Origin of the sequence: Mycobacteroides sp. H001 (assembly GCF_001440005.1) — a bacterium.
GTDB lineage: Bacteria > Actinomycetota > Actinomycetes > Mycobacteriales > Mycobacteriaceae > Mycobacterium > Mycobacterium gwanakae.
Window position 1 is genome coordinate 278,250 of sequence record NZ_LJYH01000030.1, and the last position, 13,609, is coordinate 291,858.

General features: G+C 64.5%; 15 protein-coding genes. 11 read left to right on the forward strand and 4 right to left on the reverse strand.

From position 1 onward, the window contains the following. Positions 1 to 257: 257 nt before the first annotated feature. From AOT83_RS14335 to rplO, 9 genes are all read left to right on the forward strand, one after another. On the forward strand, positions 258 to 785 hold the full coding sequence (locus AOT83_RS14335; RefSeq protein ID WP_044105301.1) for a hypothetical protein: 528 nt from the start codon (positions 258 to 260) through the stop codon (positions 783 to 785). Positions 786 to 842: 57 nt separating this feature from the next. Further along, a complete protein-coding gene (gene gdhA / locus AOT83_RS14340; protein WP_030096710.1) occupies positions 843 to 2,195 on the forward strand; it encodes an NADP-specific glutamate dehydrogenase in 1,353 nt (450 codons plus the stop codon). A gap of 56 nt (positions 2,196 to 2,251) precedes the next feature. After that, entirely contained in the window at positions 2,252 to 2,743 is a 492-nt protein-coding gene (locus AOT83_RS14345) for a hypothetical protein (protein WP_057964773.1), read from the forward strand. A gap of 262 nt (positions 2,744 to 3,005) precedes the next feature. Beyond that, a complete protein-coding gene (rpsH, locus tag AOT83_RS14350) occupies positions 3,006 to 3,404 on the forward strand; it encodes a 30S ribosomal protein S8 (RefSeq protein ID WP_030096712.1) in 399 nt (132 codons plus the stop codon). 15 nt (positions 3,405 to 3,419) lie between these two features. Next, positions 3,420 to 3,959: a 50S ribosomal protein L6 gene (gene rplF, locus AOT83_RS14355; protein WP_030096713.1), complete on the forward strand. Its 540-nt coding sequence runs from the start codon at positions 3,420 to 3,422 to the stop codon at positions 3,957 to 3,959. A gap of 2 nt (positions 3,960 to 3,961) precedes the next feature. Next, on the forward strand, positions 3,962 to 4,381 hold the full coding sequence (gene rplR, locus AOT83_RS14360; RefSeq protein ID WP_057964772.1) for a 50S ribosomal protein L18: 420 nt from the start codon (positions 3,962 to 3,964) through the stop codon (positions 4,379 to 4,381). A 28-nt stretch (positions 4,382 to 4,409) separates the two neighbouring features. Then, a complete protein-coding gene (rpsE, locus tag AOT83_RS14365) occupies positions 4,410 to 5,075 on the forward strand; it encodes a 30S ribosomal protein S5 (protein ID WP_030096715.1) in 666 nt (221 codons plus the stop codon). Continuing rightward, positions 5,068 to 5,250, forward strand: coding sequence for a 50S ribosomal protein L30 (rpmD, locus tag AOT83_RS14370; RefSeq protein ID WP_005055719.1), 183 nt, complete (start codon positions 5,068 to 5,070; stop codon positions 5,248 to 5,250). The genes rpsE and rpmD overlap by 8 nt, the downstream gene beginning before the upstream one ends. Positions 5,251 to 5,253: 3 nt before the next feature. Beyond that, the gene (gene rplO, locus AOT83_RS14375) at positions 5,254 to 5,694 is read left to right on the forward strand and encodes a 50S ribosomal protein L15 (RefSeq protein ID WP_030096716.1); all 441 of its coding nucleotides are present in this window, start codon (positions 5,254 to 5,256) and stop codon (positions 5,692 to 5,694) included. A gap of 126 nt (positions 5,695 to 5,820) precedes the next feature. Here the strand turns inward: rplO and AOT83_RS14380 are convergent, their stop codons facing one another. The 4 genes from AOT83_RS14380 to AOT83_RS14395 are packed head-to-tail and all read right to left on the reverse strand — an operon-like array spanning position 5,821 to position 10,433. Then, positions 5,821 to 7,050: an EstA family serine hydrolase gene (locus AOT83_RS14380; protein ID WP_030096717.1), complete on the reverse strand. Its 1,230-nt coding sequence runs from the start codon at positions 7,048 to 7,050 to the stop codon at positions 5,821 to 5,823. Between the two features lie 48 nt (positions 7,051 to 7,098). Beyond that, entirely contained in the window at positions 7,099 to 8,025 is a 927-nt protein-coding gene (locus tag AOT83_RS14385; RefSeq protein WP_057964771.1) for an LLM class flavin-dependent oxidoreductase, read from the reverse strand. Between the two features lie 19 nt (positions 8,026 to 8,044). Next, positions 8,045 to 8,848, reverse strand: coding sequence for a hypothetical protein (locus AOT83_RS14390; RefSeq protein WP_057964911.1), 804 nt, complete (start codon positions 8,846 to 8,848; stop codon positions 8,045 to 8,047). Between the two features lie 7 nt (positions 8,849 to 8,855). Continuing rightward, positions 8,856 to 10,433 carry a hypothetical protein gene (locus AOT83_RS14395; protein WP_057964770.1) on the reverse strand — a complete coding sequence of 526 codons (1,578 nt, stop codon included), beginning with the start codon at positions 10,431 to 10,433 and terminating at the stop codon, positions 8,856 to 8,858. A gap of 105 nt (positions 10,434 to 10,538) precedes the next feature. On the opposite strand from AOT83_RS14395, the gene sppA reads away from it, so the two are divergent. After that, positions 10,539 to 12,290 carry a signal peptide peptidase SppA gene (gene sppA / locus AOT83_RS14400; RefSeq protein WP_057964769.1) on the forward strand — a complete coding sequence of 584 codons (1,752 nt, stop codon included), beginning with the start codon at positions 10,539 to 10,541 and terminating at the stop codon, positions 12,288 to 12,290. Positions 12,291 to 12,374: 84 nt separating this feature from the next. After that, the gene (locus tag AOT83_RS14405; RefSeq protein ID WP_030096722.1) at positions 12,375 to 13,514 is read left to right on the forward strand and encodes an AI-2E family transporter; all 1,140 of its coding nucleotides are present in this window, start codon (positions 12,375 to 12,377) and stop codon (positions 13,512 to 13,514) included. The last annotated feature ends 95 nt before the right edge of the window (positions 13,515 to 13,609 follow it).

The following is a 13,609-nucleotide window of genomic DNA, read 5'->3' on the forward strand; positions in this document are numbered from 1 at the left end:
ATCGATTCAGCGCCTGGTGTGTGTCAGCAGGCCAGGAACGTTGCAGGGCTGTGGCCTGTGCTGGAGTTCTCTGCGCAGTGTTGCGCATCTCGCAACGAATGGCTGAGTTAGCGGCGGCGGTCCAGCTGGTATACCTTTGTGAGGCCACATTGCTGATAGTCCGGCAGTGGCTCGACAAACTCGCTGATCTGGAGGGTTGGTTAGCGAGAGGGGTCGAAGAAATCATGTCTGAGCAAATATGACGAATGGACACACCGATGCAGGTCTCGCAGGGTCGACGAGAAATCAGCAAGGCGCGGTTGCGCACCACCGGCGTCGCGGCGCTCGCAGCGCTGGCGCTTGTGGCGCTTCCCGGTGTGGCCAGCGCGGATCCCGGGGTGCTGCAGTCCACTGATCAGCTGGGGCTGCGCTTCGAGACGAGCAGCACACCTCAGCCCGAAGGGGCAACCACCACCGTCACAGTGCGTGCTGCGGATGGGAAGGTCGTGCAGACGATCTCCGAGCCCTTCAAGGGCTTCCTCGGCAACGCCGATGTCGAGTTGCTCGACATCGACCAGGACGGGCGTGACGATCTGCTGGTTCAGGTGGATGCGCGCGTCAAGGACGGAAAATGGGCGATCTGGCACGCGGTGGGCACCAACCCCAAGTTGTCGCGTGTCGGAGTGGTCGACGGGCATCCCGAGGCTGCCGGACCGGGCCTGATCAGGACGCAGACCGAACAGGGCACGTTCTTCTACACGATCAAGGGCAACGCACTGGCCACCGCGCCCGCACCTGCGGCCTAGCCTCGCGGTCTTATGCCGCTTGGTTAGCCAAATGCGCTGTGGTGCACTCTATTAGGTATGCCTGAGGCTCTGCACCCCGTCTTCCAGCCGCGTTTCCAGACCGTCCTCGCACGTAACCCGGGGGAGGCGGAATTTCAGCAGGCTGTCTACGAGGTGATGGCCAGTCTTACCCCGTTGGTCGGCAAGACGCCGGACTATGACCGCTGGTCGATCCTGGAACGCATCTGCGAACCCGAGCGGCAGATCATCTTTCGGGTCCCATGGATCAGGGACGACGGTGCTGTCGAGATCAACCGCGGCTATCGGGTGGAGTTCAACTCCGCGCTGGGCCCGTACAAGGGCGGTCTGCGTTTTCATCCGAGCGTGAACCTGTCGATCGTCAAATTCCTCGGCTTCGAGCAGATGTTCAAGAACGCGCTCACCGGCCTCCCGATCGGCGGCGGCAAGGGCGGATCCGATTTCGATCCCAAGGGGCGTTCCGACGCCGAGATCATGCGCTTCTGTCAGTCCTTCATGACCGAGCTGTACCGGCACATCGGCGAATACACGGACGTGCCCGCCGGTGATATCGGCGTGGGTCAGCGTGAGATCGGGTATCTGTTCGGGCAGTACAAGCGCATCACCAATCGCTACGAATCGGGCGTGCTGACCGGTAAGGGGCTGCCCTGGGGCGGATCTCAGGTGCGTACCGAGGCCACCGGTTACGGCGTCGTACTTTTCGCGCAGGAGATGCTCGCGATGCGTGCGCAATCTCTGGCCGACAAGACGGTCGTGGTGTCCGGCGCGGGGAACGTCGCGATCTATGCCGTCGAGAAGGCCCAGCAGCTGGGCGCGAAGGTCATCGCCTGTTCCGACAGCGACGGCTACCTTGTCGACGAACGCGGCCTGAATCTCGAACTGCTCAAGGAGATCAAAGAGGTCCGGCGGGGCCGGCTCTCCGAGTACGTCCAGGAGCGCGGTGGCGGAGCGCGTCAGGTCACCGACGGCACGATCTGGGAGGTGCCCTGCCAGGTCGCGCTGCCGTGCGCCACGCAGAACGAGCTCGACGGCAAGGACGCCCGCAGGCTCATCGAGAACGGCGTGCAGCTGGTAGCCGAGGGTGCCAACATGCCGTGCACTCCCGAGGCGGTGAAGTACTTCCAGGACGCGGCGGTGCTGTACGCCCCCGGCAAGGCCTCGAACGCCGGCGGAGTGGCGACGAGTGCACTGGAAATGCAGCAGAACGCCAGCCGTGACTCGTGGTCGTTCGAGCAGACTGAAAGCCGCCTGCAGTCGATCATGCGGTCCATCCACAGCACCTGCGTGGAAACGGCGGATCACTACGGCGACCCCGGAAACTATGTGACAGGCGCCAACCTCGCCGGATACACCCGCGTCGCCGATGCGATGGTGGCCCTGGGCGTTATCTGAGAACCGTGTTCGGCGGTTCGGCCCCGGCCGTGCATGTGCTGTGTTATCAGTGACATATGCGCAGGTACAGCGCGCTGGCGCTCGCGGTTGTCACGGCATTGGGCGGTGCCGCGGTGGCGCACGCCGACCGGCTCGAGCCGGTGCCGCTGTACGGCACTTACGACACCTACCTGGACCATTCGCGGCAGACATTCGAGGGCAGGCCCGACGCCTCGGAGCCCTCGACCCAGGCCGCGAGCTTCACCACCACCTGCGGCGCGCAGGGCTGTGTCGCGCATTGGTTGCGGCTGGCCGAGCTTGCCGACAATCCCGATGCGCCCGCACTGTTCGACTACCGGTGGAATGACGATCGATGGGAATCGGCCTCGGACTATCCGTTCCACTGCAGCGATGGCGGCGCGGTGATCGCGGCCCGGTCCGACTTCCTGATCCCGAACGGCGATGGCAGCTTTTCGGGCGAGCGCACGTTCACCGTGGGGGCGCCGGGATGCCCCGACGACGGACCGGGCACCTACTGGCTGCCGTTCACGCTGACACCGACCGGCTGACCTGCCGCCGTCGATTTGGTCGGTACGTCCAGGTCACCTACACTTGACCGGTTGCCTGGGCTGTGTTTCGCCTATGGCCGGTCGGTATGTGCTTTCAGACTCCATGGATCGCACTATCGATGCACGACCCCTGACCGAACCCGGTCAGATACGGAAGATCACTTCGCAGTAGGCCCACCACGGGATGTACCAGGCCCTTTACGGGAACCAGTACGAGCGTGCTGTATGGGAACCGCGGCGAGAAAGGTTGATGGACTCTGTCATGACTATGACTGATCCGATCGCAGACTTTCTGACACGTCTGCGCAATGCCAACTCGGCATACCACGATGAGGTGACCCTTCCGCACTCGAAGATCAAGGCCAACATCGCCGAGATCCTCAAGCGCGAGGGCTACATCACCGATTACCGCACCGAGGACGCCCGCGTGGGCAAGAGCCTGGTTGTCTCGCTCAAGTACGGCCCCAGCCGTGAGCGCAGCATCGCCGGACTGCGCCGCGTGTCGAAGCCCGGTCTGCGTGTGTACGCAAAATCCACCAATCTGCCCAAGGTTCTCGGTGGCCTGGGCGTGGCGATCATCTCCACGTCCACTGGTCTGCTCACCGACCGCCAGGCGGCCCGACAGGGCGTGGGCGGCGAAGTCCTCGCGTACGTCTGGTAGGGGAGGACTAGAAACATGTCGCGTATTGGAAAGCAGCCAGTGCTGGTTCCCGCCGGAGTGGACGTCAACATCGACGGCCAGAACATCTCCGTCAAGGGTTCCAAGGGCACTCTGGAACTGACAGTGAGCGAGCCGATTGCGGTCTCGCGCAACGACGATGGCGCCATCGTGGTGACCCGTCCCGATGACGAGCGGCGCAACCGCTCGCTGCACGGGTTGTCCCGCACCCTGATCGCCAACCTGGTGACCGGTGTGACACAGGGTTACACCACCAAGATGGAGATCTTCGGCGTGGGTTACCGCGTCGTCGCCAAGGGATCGAACCTGGAGTTCGCGCTCGGTTACAGCCACCCGGTGCTGATCGAGGCGCCTGAGGGCATCACGTTCGCGGTCGAGACCCCCACCAAGTTCTCGGTCAGCGGAATCGACAAGCAGAAGGTTGGCCAGATCTCGGCCAACATCCGCCGCCTGCGTCGCCCCGACCCCTACAAGGGCAAGGGCATTCGCTACGAGGGTGAGCAGATCCGCCGCAAGGTCGGAAAGACAGGTAAGTGACCATGGCTCAAACTGCAACTTCAAAGACAGCCGAGGGCCGGCAGCACGAGCCCGTCGGCAAGAGTGTCTCGGAGGTGCGCCGCACCTCGCGTCTGCGCCGCCACGCACGTCTGCGCAAGAAGGTGTCCGGCACGGACGCACGGCCGCGTCTGGTCGTCAACCGTTCGGCCCGCCACATCCACGTGCAGCTGGTCAACGATCTCACCGGCACCACCCTGGCGGCGGCCTCGTCCATCGAGCCCGACGTGCAGGCAGTGGACGGCGACAAGAAGGCGCGCAGTGCTCGGGTCGGTCAGCTGATCGCCGAGCGTGCGAAGGCTGCCGGCGTGGACACCGTGGTGTTCGACCGCGGTGGCTACACCTACGGTGGCCGGATCGCCGCACTCGCCGACGCCGCCCGCGAGAACGGGTTGGTGTTCTGATGTTCGTGACTTTCAACGGAAGGAATGCATGATGGCGCAGCGCAATTCGGGCGCTCCCGACAATGCGGGCGGCGCCAACGAGGGTCGCGACGGCGGCCGTGGACGCCGTGACAACCGCGACGACCGTCGTGGTGGGCGTGACAACGCCGAGAAGAGCAATTACCTGGAGCGCGTGGTCACCATCAACCGCGTCTCCAAGGTCGTCAAGGGTGGTCGCCGGTTCAGCTTCACCGCACTGGTGATCGTCGGAGACGGCAACGGTCTGGTGGGCGTCGGCTACGGCAAGGCCAAGGAAGTTCCGGCCGCCATCGCCAAGGGTGTGGACGAGGCTCGCAAGAACTTCTTCCGCGTTCCGCTAATCGGTGGCACCATCGTCCACCCGGTTCAGGGCGAGGATTCCGCCGGTGTCGTCATGCTGCGTCCGGCCTCGGCCGGTACCGGTGTGATCGCCGGTGGCGCTGCCCGCGCGGTGCTTGAATGCGCCGGCGTGCACGACATCCTGGCCAAGTCGCTGGGTAGCGACAACGCCATCAACGTGGTGCACGCAACCGTCGCGGCGCTCAAGCAGCTGCAGCGCCCCGAAGAGGTTGCGGCCCGGCGTGGTCTGCCCATCGAGGACGTGGCACCGGCCGGCATGCTCCGGGCCCGCGCCGAGTTCGCAGCTGCGGCAGCACAGGGAGGCAGCCATGGCTGACGTGAAGATCACCCAGGTGCGCAGCACCATCGGAGCCCGATGGAAGCAGCGCGAAAGTCTGAAGACACTGGGTCTGCGCAAGATTCGCCAGACCGTTGTCCGTGAGGACAACGCGCAGACCCGCGGCCTGCTCCAGGTGGTTCGCCACCTGGTCACCGTCGAGGATGTGAAGTAAGCAATGACCATCAAACTGCATCACCTACGCCCGGCCCCGGGCTCCAAGACCGAGCGCACCCGCGTCGGCCGTGGTGAGGGGTCCAAGGGTAAGACCGCGGGTCGCGGCACCAAGGGCACCAAGGCACGTAAGAACGTGCCGGTGACCTTCGAGGGTGGGCAGATGCCCATCCACATGCGGCTCCCGAAGCTCAAGGGCTTCAAGAACCGCTTCCGCACCGAATACCAGGTGGTGAACGTGGCCGACATCGAGCGGCTGTTCCCCGAGGGTGGCGACGTCACCATCGAGGCCCTGGTTGCCAAGGGCGCGGTGCGCAAGAACGAGCTGGTGAAGGTGCTCGGCAACGGAGACCTCAAGGTCAAGGTGTCGGTGACTGCCAACAAGTTCAGCGACTCGGCTCGCGAGAAGATCACCGCCGCAGGCGGATCGGTCAACGAGGCCTAGTAACCGCTTTCCAGAAAGGGCGTCCACCTTCGGGTGGGCGCCCTTTCTGTTTCGCCGAGCGCATACCAGGAGCAGAGCTATCGCGGGAACTGCCTGTGTGCGGTATGCGCTCGGTGAAGCAGAGGCTTATATCTGCGGACGTGTGCCCAGCACATCCCGAAACAGTGCCCGACGTAGCGCCAGTTCGCGGGGATCGCTGAACAGGTGAAAGCCCAATCGGTTCATCACGTAGGCGAATCCGATACCGGTGTCGGGGTCGGCAAAGCCGAACGATCCACCGAGCCCGGGGGTTCCGAATGCCTTCCCGGACGACCCAAAGACGCAGTCCCGAAACGGTTTGCAATACCCCAGTGAGAATACCGAGTCGACATGCAGCACCTTGTCGCGAATGCCTCCGCTAGGAGGGACGGCGGGCTCTGTCACCGTTTCGAGAGTGGCCGGTGTCAGACCGAGTTCGGCCCCGCCGGTTGCCGCGCAACCATATGCGCGAGCCACCGAGCGGGCCGAGCCGATCCCGTTGGCGGCGGGCATCTCCACGGTGCGCACCTTCTCTTGGTTGAAGTCGGTCATCGCATCGATATCGTTGGGCAGGTTGGCACTTCGGCCGGTGAGGCCGCGAGGATTCAGAAGTCCCAGTACAAATCGGGGCGGCATGGTGTTGAGGTGCAGCAGTGCTTCGTGCCGCTTCCAGCCATGGAGTTCGGCCACTCGGCCGCGGTCCACCGAGGCGGGCAATCCGATGTGCAGATCCAGGCTCAGCGGAGCGGCGATCTCGTCGGCGAAGAAGCGTCCTATGGTGCGGCCGGCAGGGTCGGTGCGACGGATGAGCTCGGATTCGTACCACCCCAGGGTGAGTGCGTGGTAGCCATGTCGGGTTCCCGGCGTCCATGCTGGTTTTTGGGCGGCAAGCACCGCGGAGACCTTGGTCGGGTCGGTCAGGTCTGCCAGCTTCAGCGGCGCGTCGAGTGCGGGCAACCCGGCCTGGTGGGACAGCAGTTGACGCACCGTGACATTGGCTTTCCCGGCCTGCGCGAACTCGGGCCAGTAGTCCGCGACCTTTGCGTCGTAGTCGAGCAGCCCGCGCGATGCGGCGACGGAGACAGCAAGGGATGCAACACCTTTGGTGGTGGAAAACATGTTGACTATGGTGTCTTCACGCCACGGGTCCTTGGTGAGGCCGTTGCGGTAACCACCCCATAGGTCGACGACCTTCACACCGTCGCGGTATACGGAGAAGGCGGCACCGATTTCGTCTCCGCGCGCGAAGTTGGCGCGGAATGCATCGGCGATCTTGCCGTACCCTTCATCGGCATCGCCGCCGATCAGAGCGGGTGACACCGTCATCTTGAGCGTCATTCGACAGTCATACCATCGGGCACGCGGGCCGGACGGTGATTCAGTCGTCTAGGTCAGTTGGGGGATGACCTCAGCGGCAAGACGTTCCATCTGCTCGCGATCGTCGGCCACGTCGTGACCGACGGGATTGAGCAGGATCATCTCCGCACCCGCGTCGGCTACCTCACGCAGACCGGCAGCGACCTGGTCGGGAGTGCCCCACACCGGCACCGCGTTGATGCCTTTCATCTCGCCATAGATCCGGCGCAGCCCTCGCTCGACGCGGGCACGGGCGAGGTCCTGGTCGTCATCGACCATCAAGTAGACGCGCTTGCCGATCGGGAATTGAGCCGTGTCCCTTCCCTGGCTGCGCAACGCGCTATGAAGCTGCGTGACCTCTTGTGCGAAGGCGGCCGTGGTGGAGGATCCCGCGCCGAGGAACGCATCGCCATGGCGCACCGCTCGGGCCAGTGCAGCCGGAGCATGCCCGCCGAACCAAATAGGTGGATGCGGACGCTGAACGGGCTTGGGCTCGATCGCCAAATCGTCGACATCCCGGAAGCGCCCATGAAAGGAGATGCGTTCTTGGTGCGACCACGCCAGTTTCATTAGATCGAGCCCCTCGGTGAAGCTCGCAATGAAGGTGGCCTTGTCCACACCGAATGCGGCGAAGTTTCGGAAGCCGCCACCAGGGGCGATTCCGACATCCAGGCGCCCGTGACTGAGACGGTCCACGGCGGTGATTGCGGAGGCCAACTGTAGCGGATCATGTTGTGAGGCAACGAGTACCGCGACACCAAGACGCAAGCGTGTGGTACATGCCGCCGCATATGCCAGTAATTCCAGGGGAGCAATGATCGGTGCAGAACCGATGGTTTGTTCCAGAGTCCAGCCGCCGTCGAAGCCAAGCTCCTCGGCACGTTTCAGATAGGAGCGGACGCCCTCGGCGTCGAAGCTGCCGGTATCGAACTGGGGAATGGAGATCGAGAACCGCATTCCCTCACGGTACGTGCGGTTAGCGTTTCCGGTAGATGTCGGCGACCCAGGCCTGTTTGCAGAATCGGTCCTGGGCGGCGGGCGGGTCCACCCCCGCGTCCGTCAGGGCCTGATTGGTCTTCTCGGCTTGCCCCGGGGGAACGTCGTCGTAGTTGAAGGAACACAGCGTGTTTCCGTTGGTGTACCAGGTGCGGGCGGGGTCGGGGGGATCCGGCCAGTCCGCTGCCTGTACGTAGAGCGAGCCGAGTCCCAGGACCTTGTCGTTGACGAACCGGTAGAGGGAAACCCTGCCCGATCCGGCCCCGGTGCTGGCGTAGAACGCGGTGAAGTGTTCATCGGTAGTCCGGAAGTCCGGATAGCCGATCACCTGTCCCGCTTGGGCGAACTTCCCCGAATCCTTGTTGGCCCGCCACACATTCAGGACATCGCCATCGGAGCCGACGGTGTCCACCACGATCAGCTCATCGCGGCCGTCGCGATCCAGGTCGGCGAGGAGCGGGGGAGTTCGTTCCGGTTTGTTGACGGGAACGGTAAAGGTCTGTCGCTCAGTTCCGTTGGGCTCGTAGACCTTGACGGTGATCGGTGGCGTGCCCAGCACCTCGAATGTCAGCTTCGCCGAATCCTTGGACCGCAGCACGCAGTCCAGCGCCGGGTCTGGGTCGGGTTCGACAGCCTGTGGCTTGATCGACGAGCACAGCGGTAGAGCGTCGAGCCGACTCGGCGCCGAGCTCGTCGGTGTTCCGGAGTGGTGGATGCCGCCATGTGTGCATGCCGCGAGCGTCAATCCTGCGCCGAGAAGTACGGTGGCGTGCCACTTTGTCATGAGCACCTCACCGCGTGCCCTGCCGGTACAGCGTTGGTACCCACGGCTGCAGGCAGAAATGTTCCGCGGCTGTGGCCGGGTCGACGCCGGCTGCGCGTAACGCATCCATCCGTGACCCCAGCGCTCCCGGCGGGTCGTCGGACACGTTCATCGCGCATTTGACGTTGGCGTTCAGGCGCCACTTCGGATCGTCGAGAGGCTTGTTGTCGACGCGTCTTTCGGTATCCAGCAGCGCCAGCACCGCCAGCTTGTTGTCGACGAACCGGAACAGCGCTGCCACGCCGGCGTCGGCGCCGTTGCGCGAGAAGATTCCGATGAATCGATCGGATGTCAGCCAGAATCTCGGGACGCCGAAAATCGTTCCGGTCATGTCGAATTGATCGGAGTTGGGCCGCGAGCGCCACACATCCATAAGGTCGCCCGCCGGGTCGCCGGTTGCCCTGACCACCAGCAGCTCCTCGCGCTTATCCTGATCCAGGTCCTGCAGGAAGGGCACGCGCTGCTGGAAGATCGAATTGGGGACGCGAATGGATTGCAGCTGTGCACCACTGCCGTTGAACACGCGGATGGTTCCCGTGGGAGTGCCCAGCACCTCGAAGATCACCCCGCTGCCGTCCGAGGTGCGAATTGTGCAATCCAGTGCCGGATCCGGTTGTGGATTTCCGGGTTGGGCCGCGACGGTGTCGCAGGCCGGCAGCCCGGCCAATCGTCCGGCGTTCTGGTCGGCGGGCGGTGGCGCGTGCTTGGCGTTGGCGATGGTGGTGGCCATCAGCTGATCTAGCAGGCCCGCGTCCACCGGATCGGTGCCTTCCACCTCGAACACCACCGAGCGCACCCTGGCGAGCAGCACACGTTGTCCGCGCACCCCCGACGACTGTTTATCGGCGGAGGTGTCATCAAGGTCGGTGCTGGCGCTGGTGTAGACGTAGGTCTGCACTCCGTCGACGATCGGTCCGGGCGCGAAGGTGTCGGTGACGTGCCGATTACGCACCTCCGGCTTGGCGAATGTCGGAAACGCCCTGTCGTACTGGCCGCATTTCTTGATCCAGTCGGTGGTCAGTGCGAATACGTCGGTGTTTTCGCGTTCACGATTCACCGTGACGACGATGCGGCCACCGGCAGGATCTTCGTGCAGCGTCGATGCCGCGTAGTAAAGGTTCCAGTCCGAGCCGTCCGGTGTCCTCGAGAAGGATTTACCGAACGGTGTGTAGAGGCATTCGGGCGGGCGGGTTTCACCGTCCGTCTGGCCATGCATACCCAGCCCGGAGCCGTCATCGGCGGCGATATCCGGTGTGCGAGTGTCCCCTTGTCCAGGAAAGTCCGCGGCCACGGGCAGTAGACCGGAAAGCTCGGCATTGTTCCGCCCACCCAGATCGGTGTGGTTGGGGTGAAACTTGCCGCGATACTCGGGAAACAAACCCGGATAGTTGCGGGCGGGGGAGGTCGTCGTCGATGACGTCGATTGCGATGGGGTCAGTTCGCGTGACCCGGACGTATCGATACACCCCGATACCGTGGTGACCGCGAGTACCGCAGCGACCTGAGCCAACAGCTTCTTGGCCGTTGTCTTCTGTACACGTGTCATCGTTGCCCCTCCGCCAGCGAATGGTTCAGACCCTACGCGCCGAGCAGAACAGCAGCACGGATTTGTAGCCGCGAGCGTTGCCGCATTCGTCGGTACGCTCAAGGCATGTTCGCCTTTACCACGCCCACGGACGTCAACGACCTGCTGGCCAAGGTCGACACCGCACGTCACCGGGGAGTACCCCGGGACTGCATCCTGGAACTCGATCTGCTCGAGGTGCCGCCGGAAACCGCCAGCTTCGATCCGCTGGGCCTGGTCTTCTCCGGAGCGAGCAGGCCGTTGTCGCTGCGGCACACCATTGCCGCCATCCACCGTGCGATCGACGATCCGCGGGTGGCCGGCCTCATCGCCCGGGTGCAGATCCCGCCCGCCGCTGCCGGAGCCGTCCAAGAGCTTCGGGCCGCCATCGAGGCGTTCAGCGCGGTCAAGCCGAGCGTGGCGTGGTCCGAAACCTACCCGGGCACCCTGGCCTACTACTTGGCGTCGGCCTTCGGCGAGGTGTGGATGCAACCATCCGGCACCGTGGGACTCATCGGATTCGCGGCCAGCGGAACCTTCCTGCGCGGTGCACTCGACAAGGCCGGGGTTGAGGCGCAGTTCCTCACGCGCGGTCAGTACAAATCGGCGGCCAACCTGTTCACCGAGGACGGCTACACCGAGGCGCAGCGGGAAGCTGACGGGCGGCTGTTGGAAAGCCTGTCCGAACAGGTTCGCGACGGTGTCGCCGCATCGCGCAAGCTCGACCCGGCAGAGGTGGACGCCCTGGCAGACCGGGCGCCGCTGCGGCGCACCGATGCGGTGACCGCAGGCCTGGTCGACCGCATCGGATATCGCGATGAGGCGTATGCGCGCATCGGTGAATTGACCGGTGTGCACGCCGATAAGGAACCCCCGCTGCTGTATCTGGCGCGCTACGCCCGGGCCACCCGGCCACAGGTGCCGAGCCTGCCCGCCCTGCCCGGGCGGCCGTCGCGGCGGACCATCGGCGTGGTCACCCTGGCGGGACCGATCGCGAGTGGCCGCAGCGGGCCCCGGCTCTTTCCGCCCGGACCGGCCAGCGGAGGTGACGTGATCGCCGAGGCGCTGCGCGACGCGGTCGCCGACGATTCGGTGGCCGCCATCGTGTTGCGTGTGGACAGCCCCGGCGGCTCGGTCAACGGCTCGGAAACTATTTGGCGAGAAGTGATCCGGGCGCGTGAGGCGGGCAAGCCAGTGGTGGCGTCCATGGGTGCGGTCGCCGGATCCGGCGGTTACTACGTGGCCATGGGTGCCGACGCGATCCTCGCCAACCCGGGCACCATCACCGGATCCATCGGGGTGATCACCGGAAAGTTCATCACCCGTGGGCTCAAGGAGAAGCTCGGGGTCGCCTCGGACACCTTGCGCACCAACGCCAACGCTGATGCGTGGTCGAGTAACGAACCGTTCACCGACGAGCAGCGCGATCTCGTCGAGGCCGAGATCGACATGCATTACGAAGACTTCGTGCAGCGGGTCGCCGACGGGCGAAACCTCAGTGTTGACGCCGTGAAAGCGGTTGCGCAGGGCCGGATCTGGTCGGGCAGGGATGCGCTGGCGCATGGCTTGGTCGATGAACTCGGCGGGTTCCGCGAGGCGGTGGCCAAGGCCAAGAAGCTCGCGGACATAGATCCCGATGACGACGTGCGGATCGCGAGCTTCCCGAGTTCACCGCTGACGGCGATGCTGCGGCAGCGGACGTCCTCGCAGCCCGCCGCCGCGGCCGTCACCGATGCGGTGCTCGGGCGGGTGGCGCAATTGGCCTTGGAAACGGTGCAGCGCGCCCAGCGATCCATTGGCGGCGCCCAGACCATGATGTTGGGCGACTACCGCTTCTAGTCGCACCGCACCAGCATGTTCCGCCGGGACGGGGGCTGACACCGACTAACGTGTCGAGTGCAGCTGCCGGCGGAAGGGCGTGGTGTGAACACCGAACTGACCGTATTTCAGAGACGTGTGCTCGCTGTCCTCACCGCGGTGGGTATCGCGGTGGGTATCTATTTTCTGCGCGGCTATTTCATCCTGATCGTGGTCGCCGGGGTAGCCGCGTATCTGTTCACGCCGGTGTACCGGCGCCTGGGTCGGCGATTCGGCTCGGGTGTGGCCGCGACCCTGACGCTGTTGTGCGCGCTGGGGTCGGTCGTGGTCCCGGTCGGTGCGCTGGTTTACGTTGCGACCGTACAGATCACCCGCATGGTCGACAGTGTCTCCAACTGGGTGGACGACACCGATATGACCGCACTCGGGCAAAGGGCGTTCGCGGTGGTCAACGACGTCCTGGCCCGGATCCCATTCGTGCACGTGCAGTTGACCCCGGACAGCCTGCGGCAGTCGATCGCATCGCTGGCGGAGAACGTCGGGCAAGGGGTGCTGCAGGTGCTGCAGAGCGCGGTCGGCAGCGTCGCATCGGCGGTCGCGGCGTGCATCATCTTCCTGTACGTGTTCGTCTCACTCCTGGTCAAGCAGGACAAGGTGCTTAACCTGCTGCGGCAGCTCAATCCGCTGGGGGAGGAGATCACCGACCTGTACCTCGACAAGATCGGTGCCATGGTGCGCGGAACCGTCAAGGGGCAGTTTGTGATTGCGATGGCGCAGGGTGTCGCCGGTGCCGCGTCGATTTATGTCGCCGGGTTCCGGCAGGGTTTCTTCTTCTTCGCGATACTGCTGACGGCGTTGTCGATCATCCCGCTCGGGGGCGGCATCGTGACGATTCCGTTCGGTATCGGCATGATCCTCTTCGGCCACCCGGTCGGCGGACTGTTCGTCATCGCCTGGCACCTGCTGGTGGTCTCCAACATCGACAATGTGCTGCGCCCCTTCCTGGTACCGCGCGGAGCACGTCTGGATCCCGCCCTGATGCTGCTGGCGGTCTTCTCGGGTATCGCGGCCTTCGGCTTCTGGGGAATCATGCTGGGCCCGGTGCTGATGATCGTCATCGTGACCACGATCGACGTGTATCTGGCCGTCTATAAAGGGGTTCCGTTTGAGAGCTCCGATGCCGACGAACCCGAGGCGCCGAGGCGGGCCTGGTGGACACGGTTGCGTTCGCGGGTGGCGAGCTAGGGCGTGTCTGACAAATGTTTCGGGTGTTTCGGCTGAGACTTAGGCCATGTCACGGTTCCAGCTGCTCACCGATGCTCAATGGTCGTTGATTGAAG

What these genes read in the sequence shown, in the direction of transcription:
- sppA (WP_057964769.1), top strand. Translation starts at nt 10,539, where the DNA reads ATGTTCGCCTTTACCACGCCCACGGACGTCAACGACCTGCTGGCCAAG.
- AOT83_RS14390 (WP_057964911.1), bottom strand. Translation starts at nt 8,848, where the DNA reads ATGACAAAGTGGCACGCCACCGTACTTCTCGGCGCAGGATTGACGCTC.
- AOT83_RS14345 (WP_057964773.1), top strand. Translation starts at nt 2,252, where the DNA reads ATGCGCAGGTACAGCGCGCTGGCGCTCGCGGTTGTCACGGCATTGGGC.
- rpsE (WP_030096715.1), top strand. Translation starts at nt 4,410, where the DNA reads ATGATGGCGCAGCGCAATTCGGGCGCTCCCGACAATGCGGGCGGCGCC.
- AOT83_RS14385 (WP_057964771.1), bottom strand. Translation starts at nt 8,025, where the DNA reads ATGCGGTTCTCGATCTCCATTCCCCAGTTCGATACCGGCAGCTTCGAC.
- rpsH (WP_030096712.1), top strand. Translation starts at nt 3,006, where the DNA reads ATGACTATGACTGATCCGATCGCAGACTTTCTGACACGTCTGCGCAAT.
- AOT83_RS14335 (WP_044105301.1), top strand. Translation starts at nt 258, where the DNA reads ATGCAGGTCTCGCAGGGTCGACGAGAAATCAGCAAGGCGCGGTTGCGC.
- rplR (WP_057964772.1), top strand. Translation starts at nt 3,962, where the DNA reads ATGGCTCAAACTGCAACTTCAAAGACAGCCGAGGGCCGGCAGCACGAG.
- AOT83_RS14395 (WP_057964770.1), bottom strand. Translation starts at nt 10,433, where the DNA reads ATGACACGTGTACAGAAGACAACGGCCAAGAAGCTGTTGGCTCAGGTC.
- rpmD (WP_005055719.1), top strand. Translation starts at nt 5,068, where the DNA reads ATGGCTGACGTGAAGATCACCCAGGTGCGCAGCACCATCGGAGCCCGA.
- AOT83_RS14380 (WP_030096717.1), bottom strand. Translation starts at nt 7,050, where the DNA reads ATGACGCTCAAGATGACGGTGTCACCCGCTCTGATCGGCGGCGATGCC.
- rplO (WP_030096716.1), top strand. Translation starts at nt 5,254, where the DNA reads ATGACCATCAAACTGCATCACCTACGCCCGGCCCCGGGCTCCAAGACC.
- rplF (WP_030096713.1), top strand. Translation starts at nt 3,420, where the DNA reads ATGTCGCGTATTGGAAAGCAGCCAGTGCTGGTTCCCGCCGGAGTGGAC.
- gdhA (WP_030096710.1), top strand. Translation starts at nt 843, where the DNA reads ATGCCTGAGGCTCTGCACCCCGTCTTCCAGCCGCGTTTCCAGACCGTC.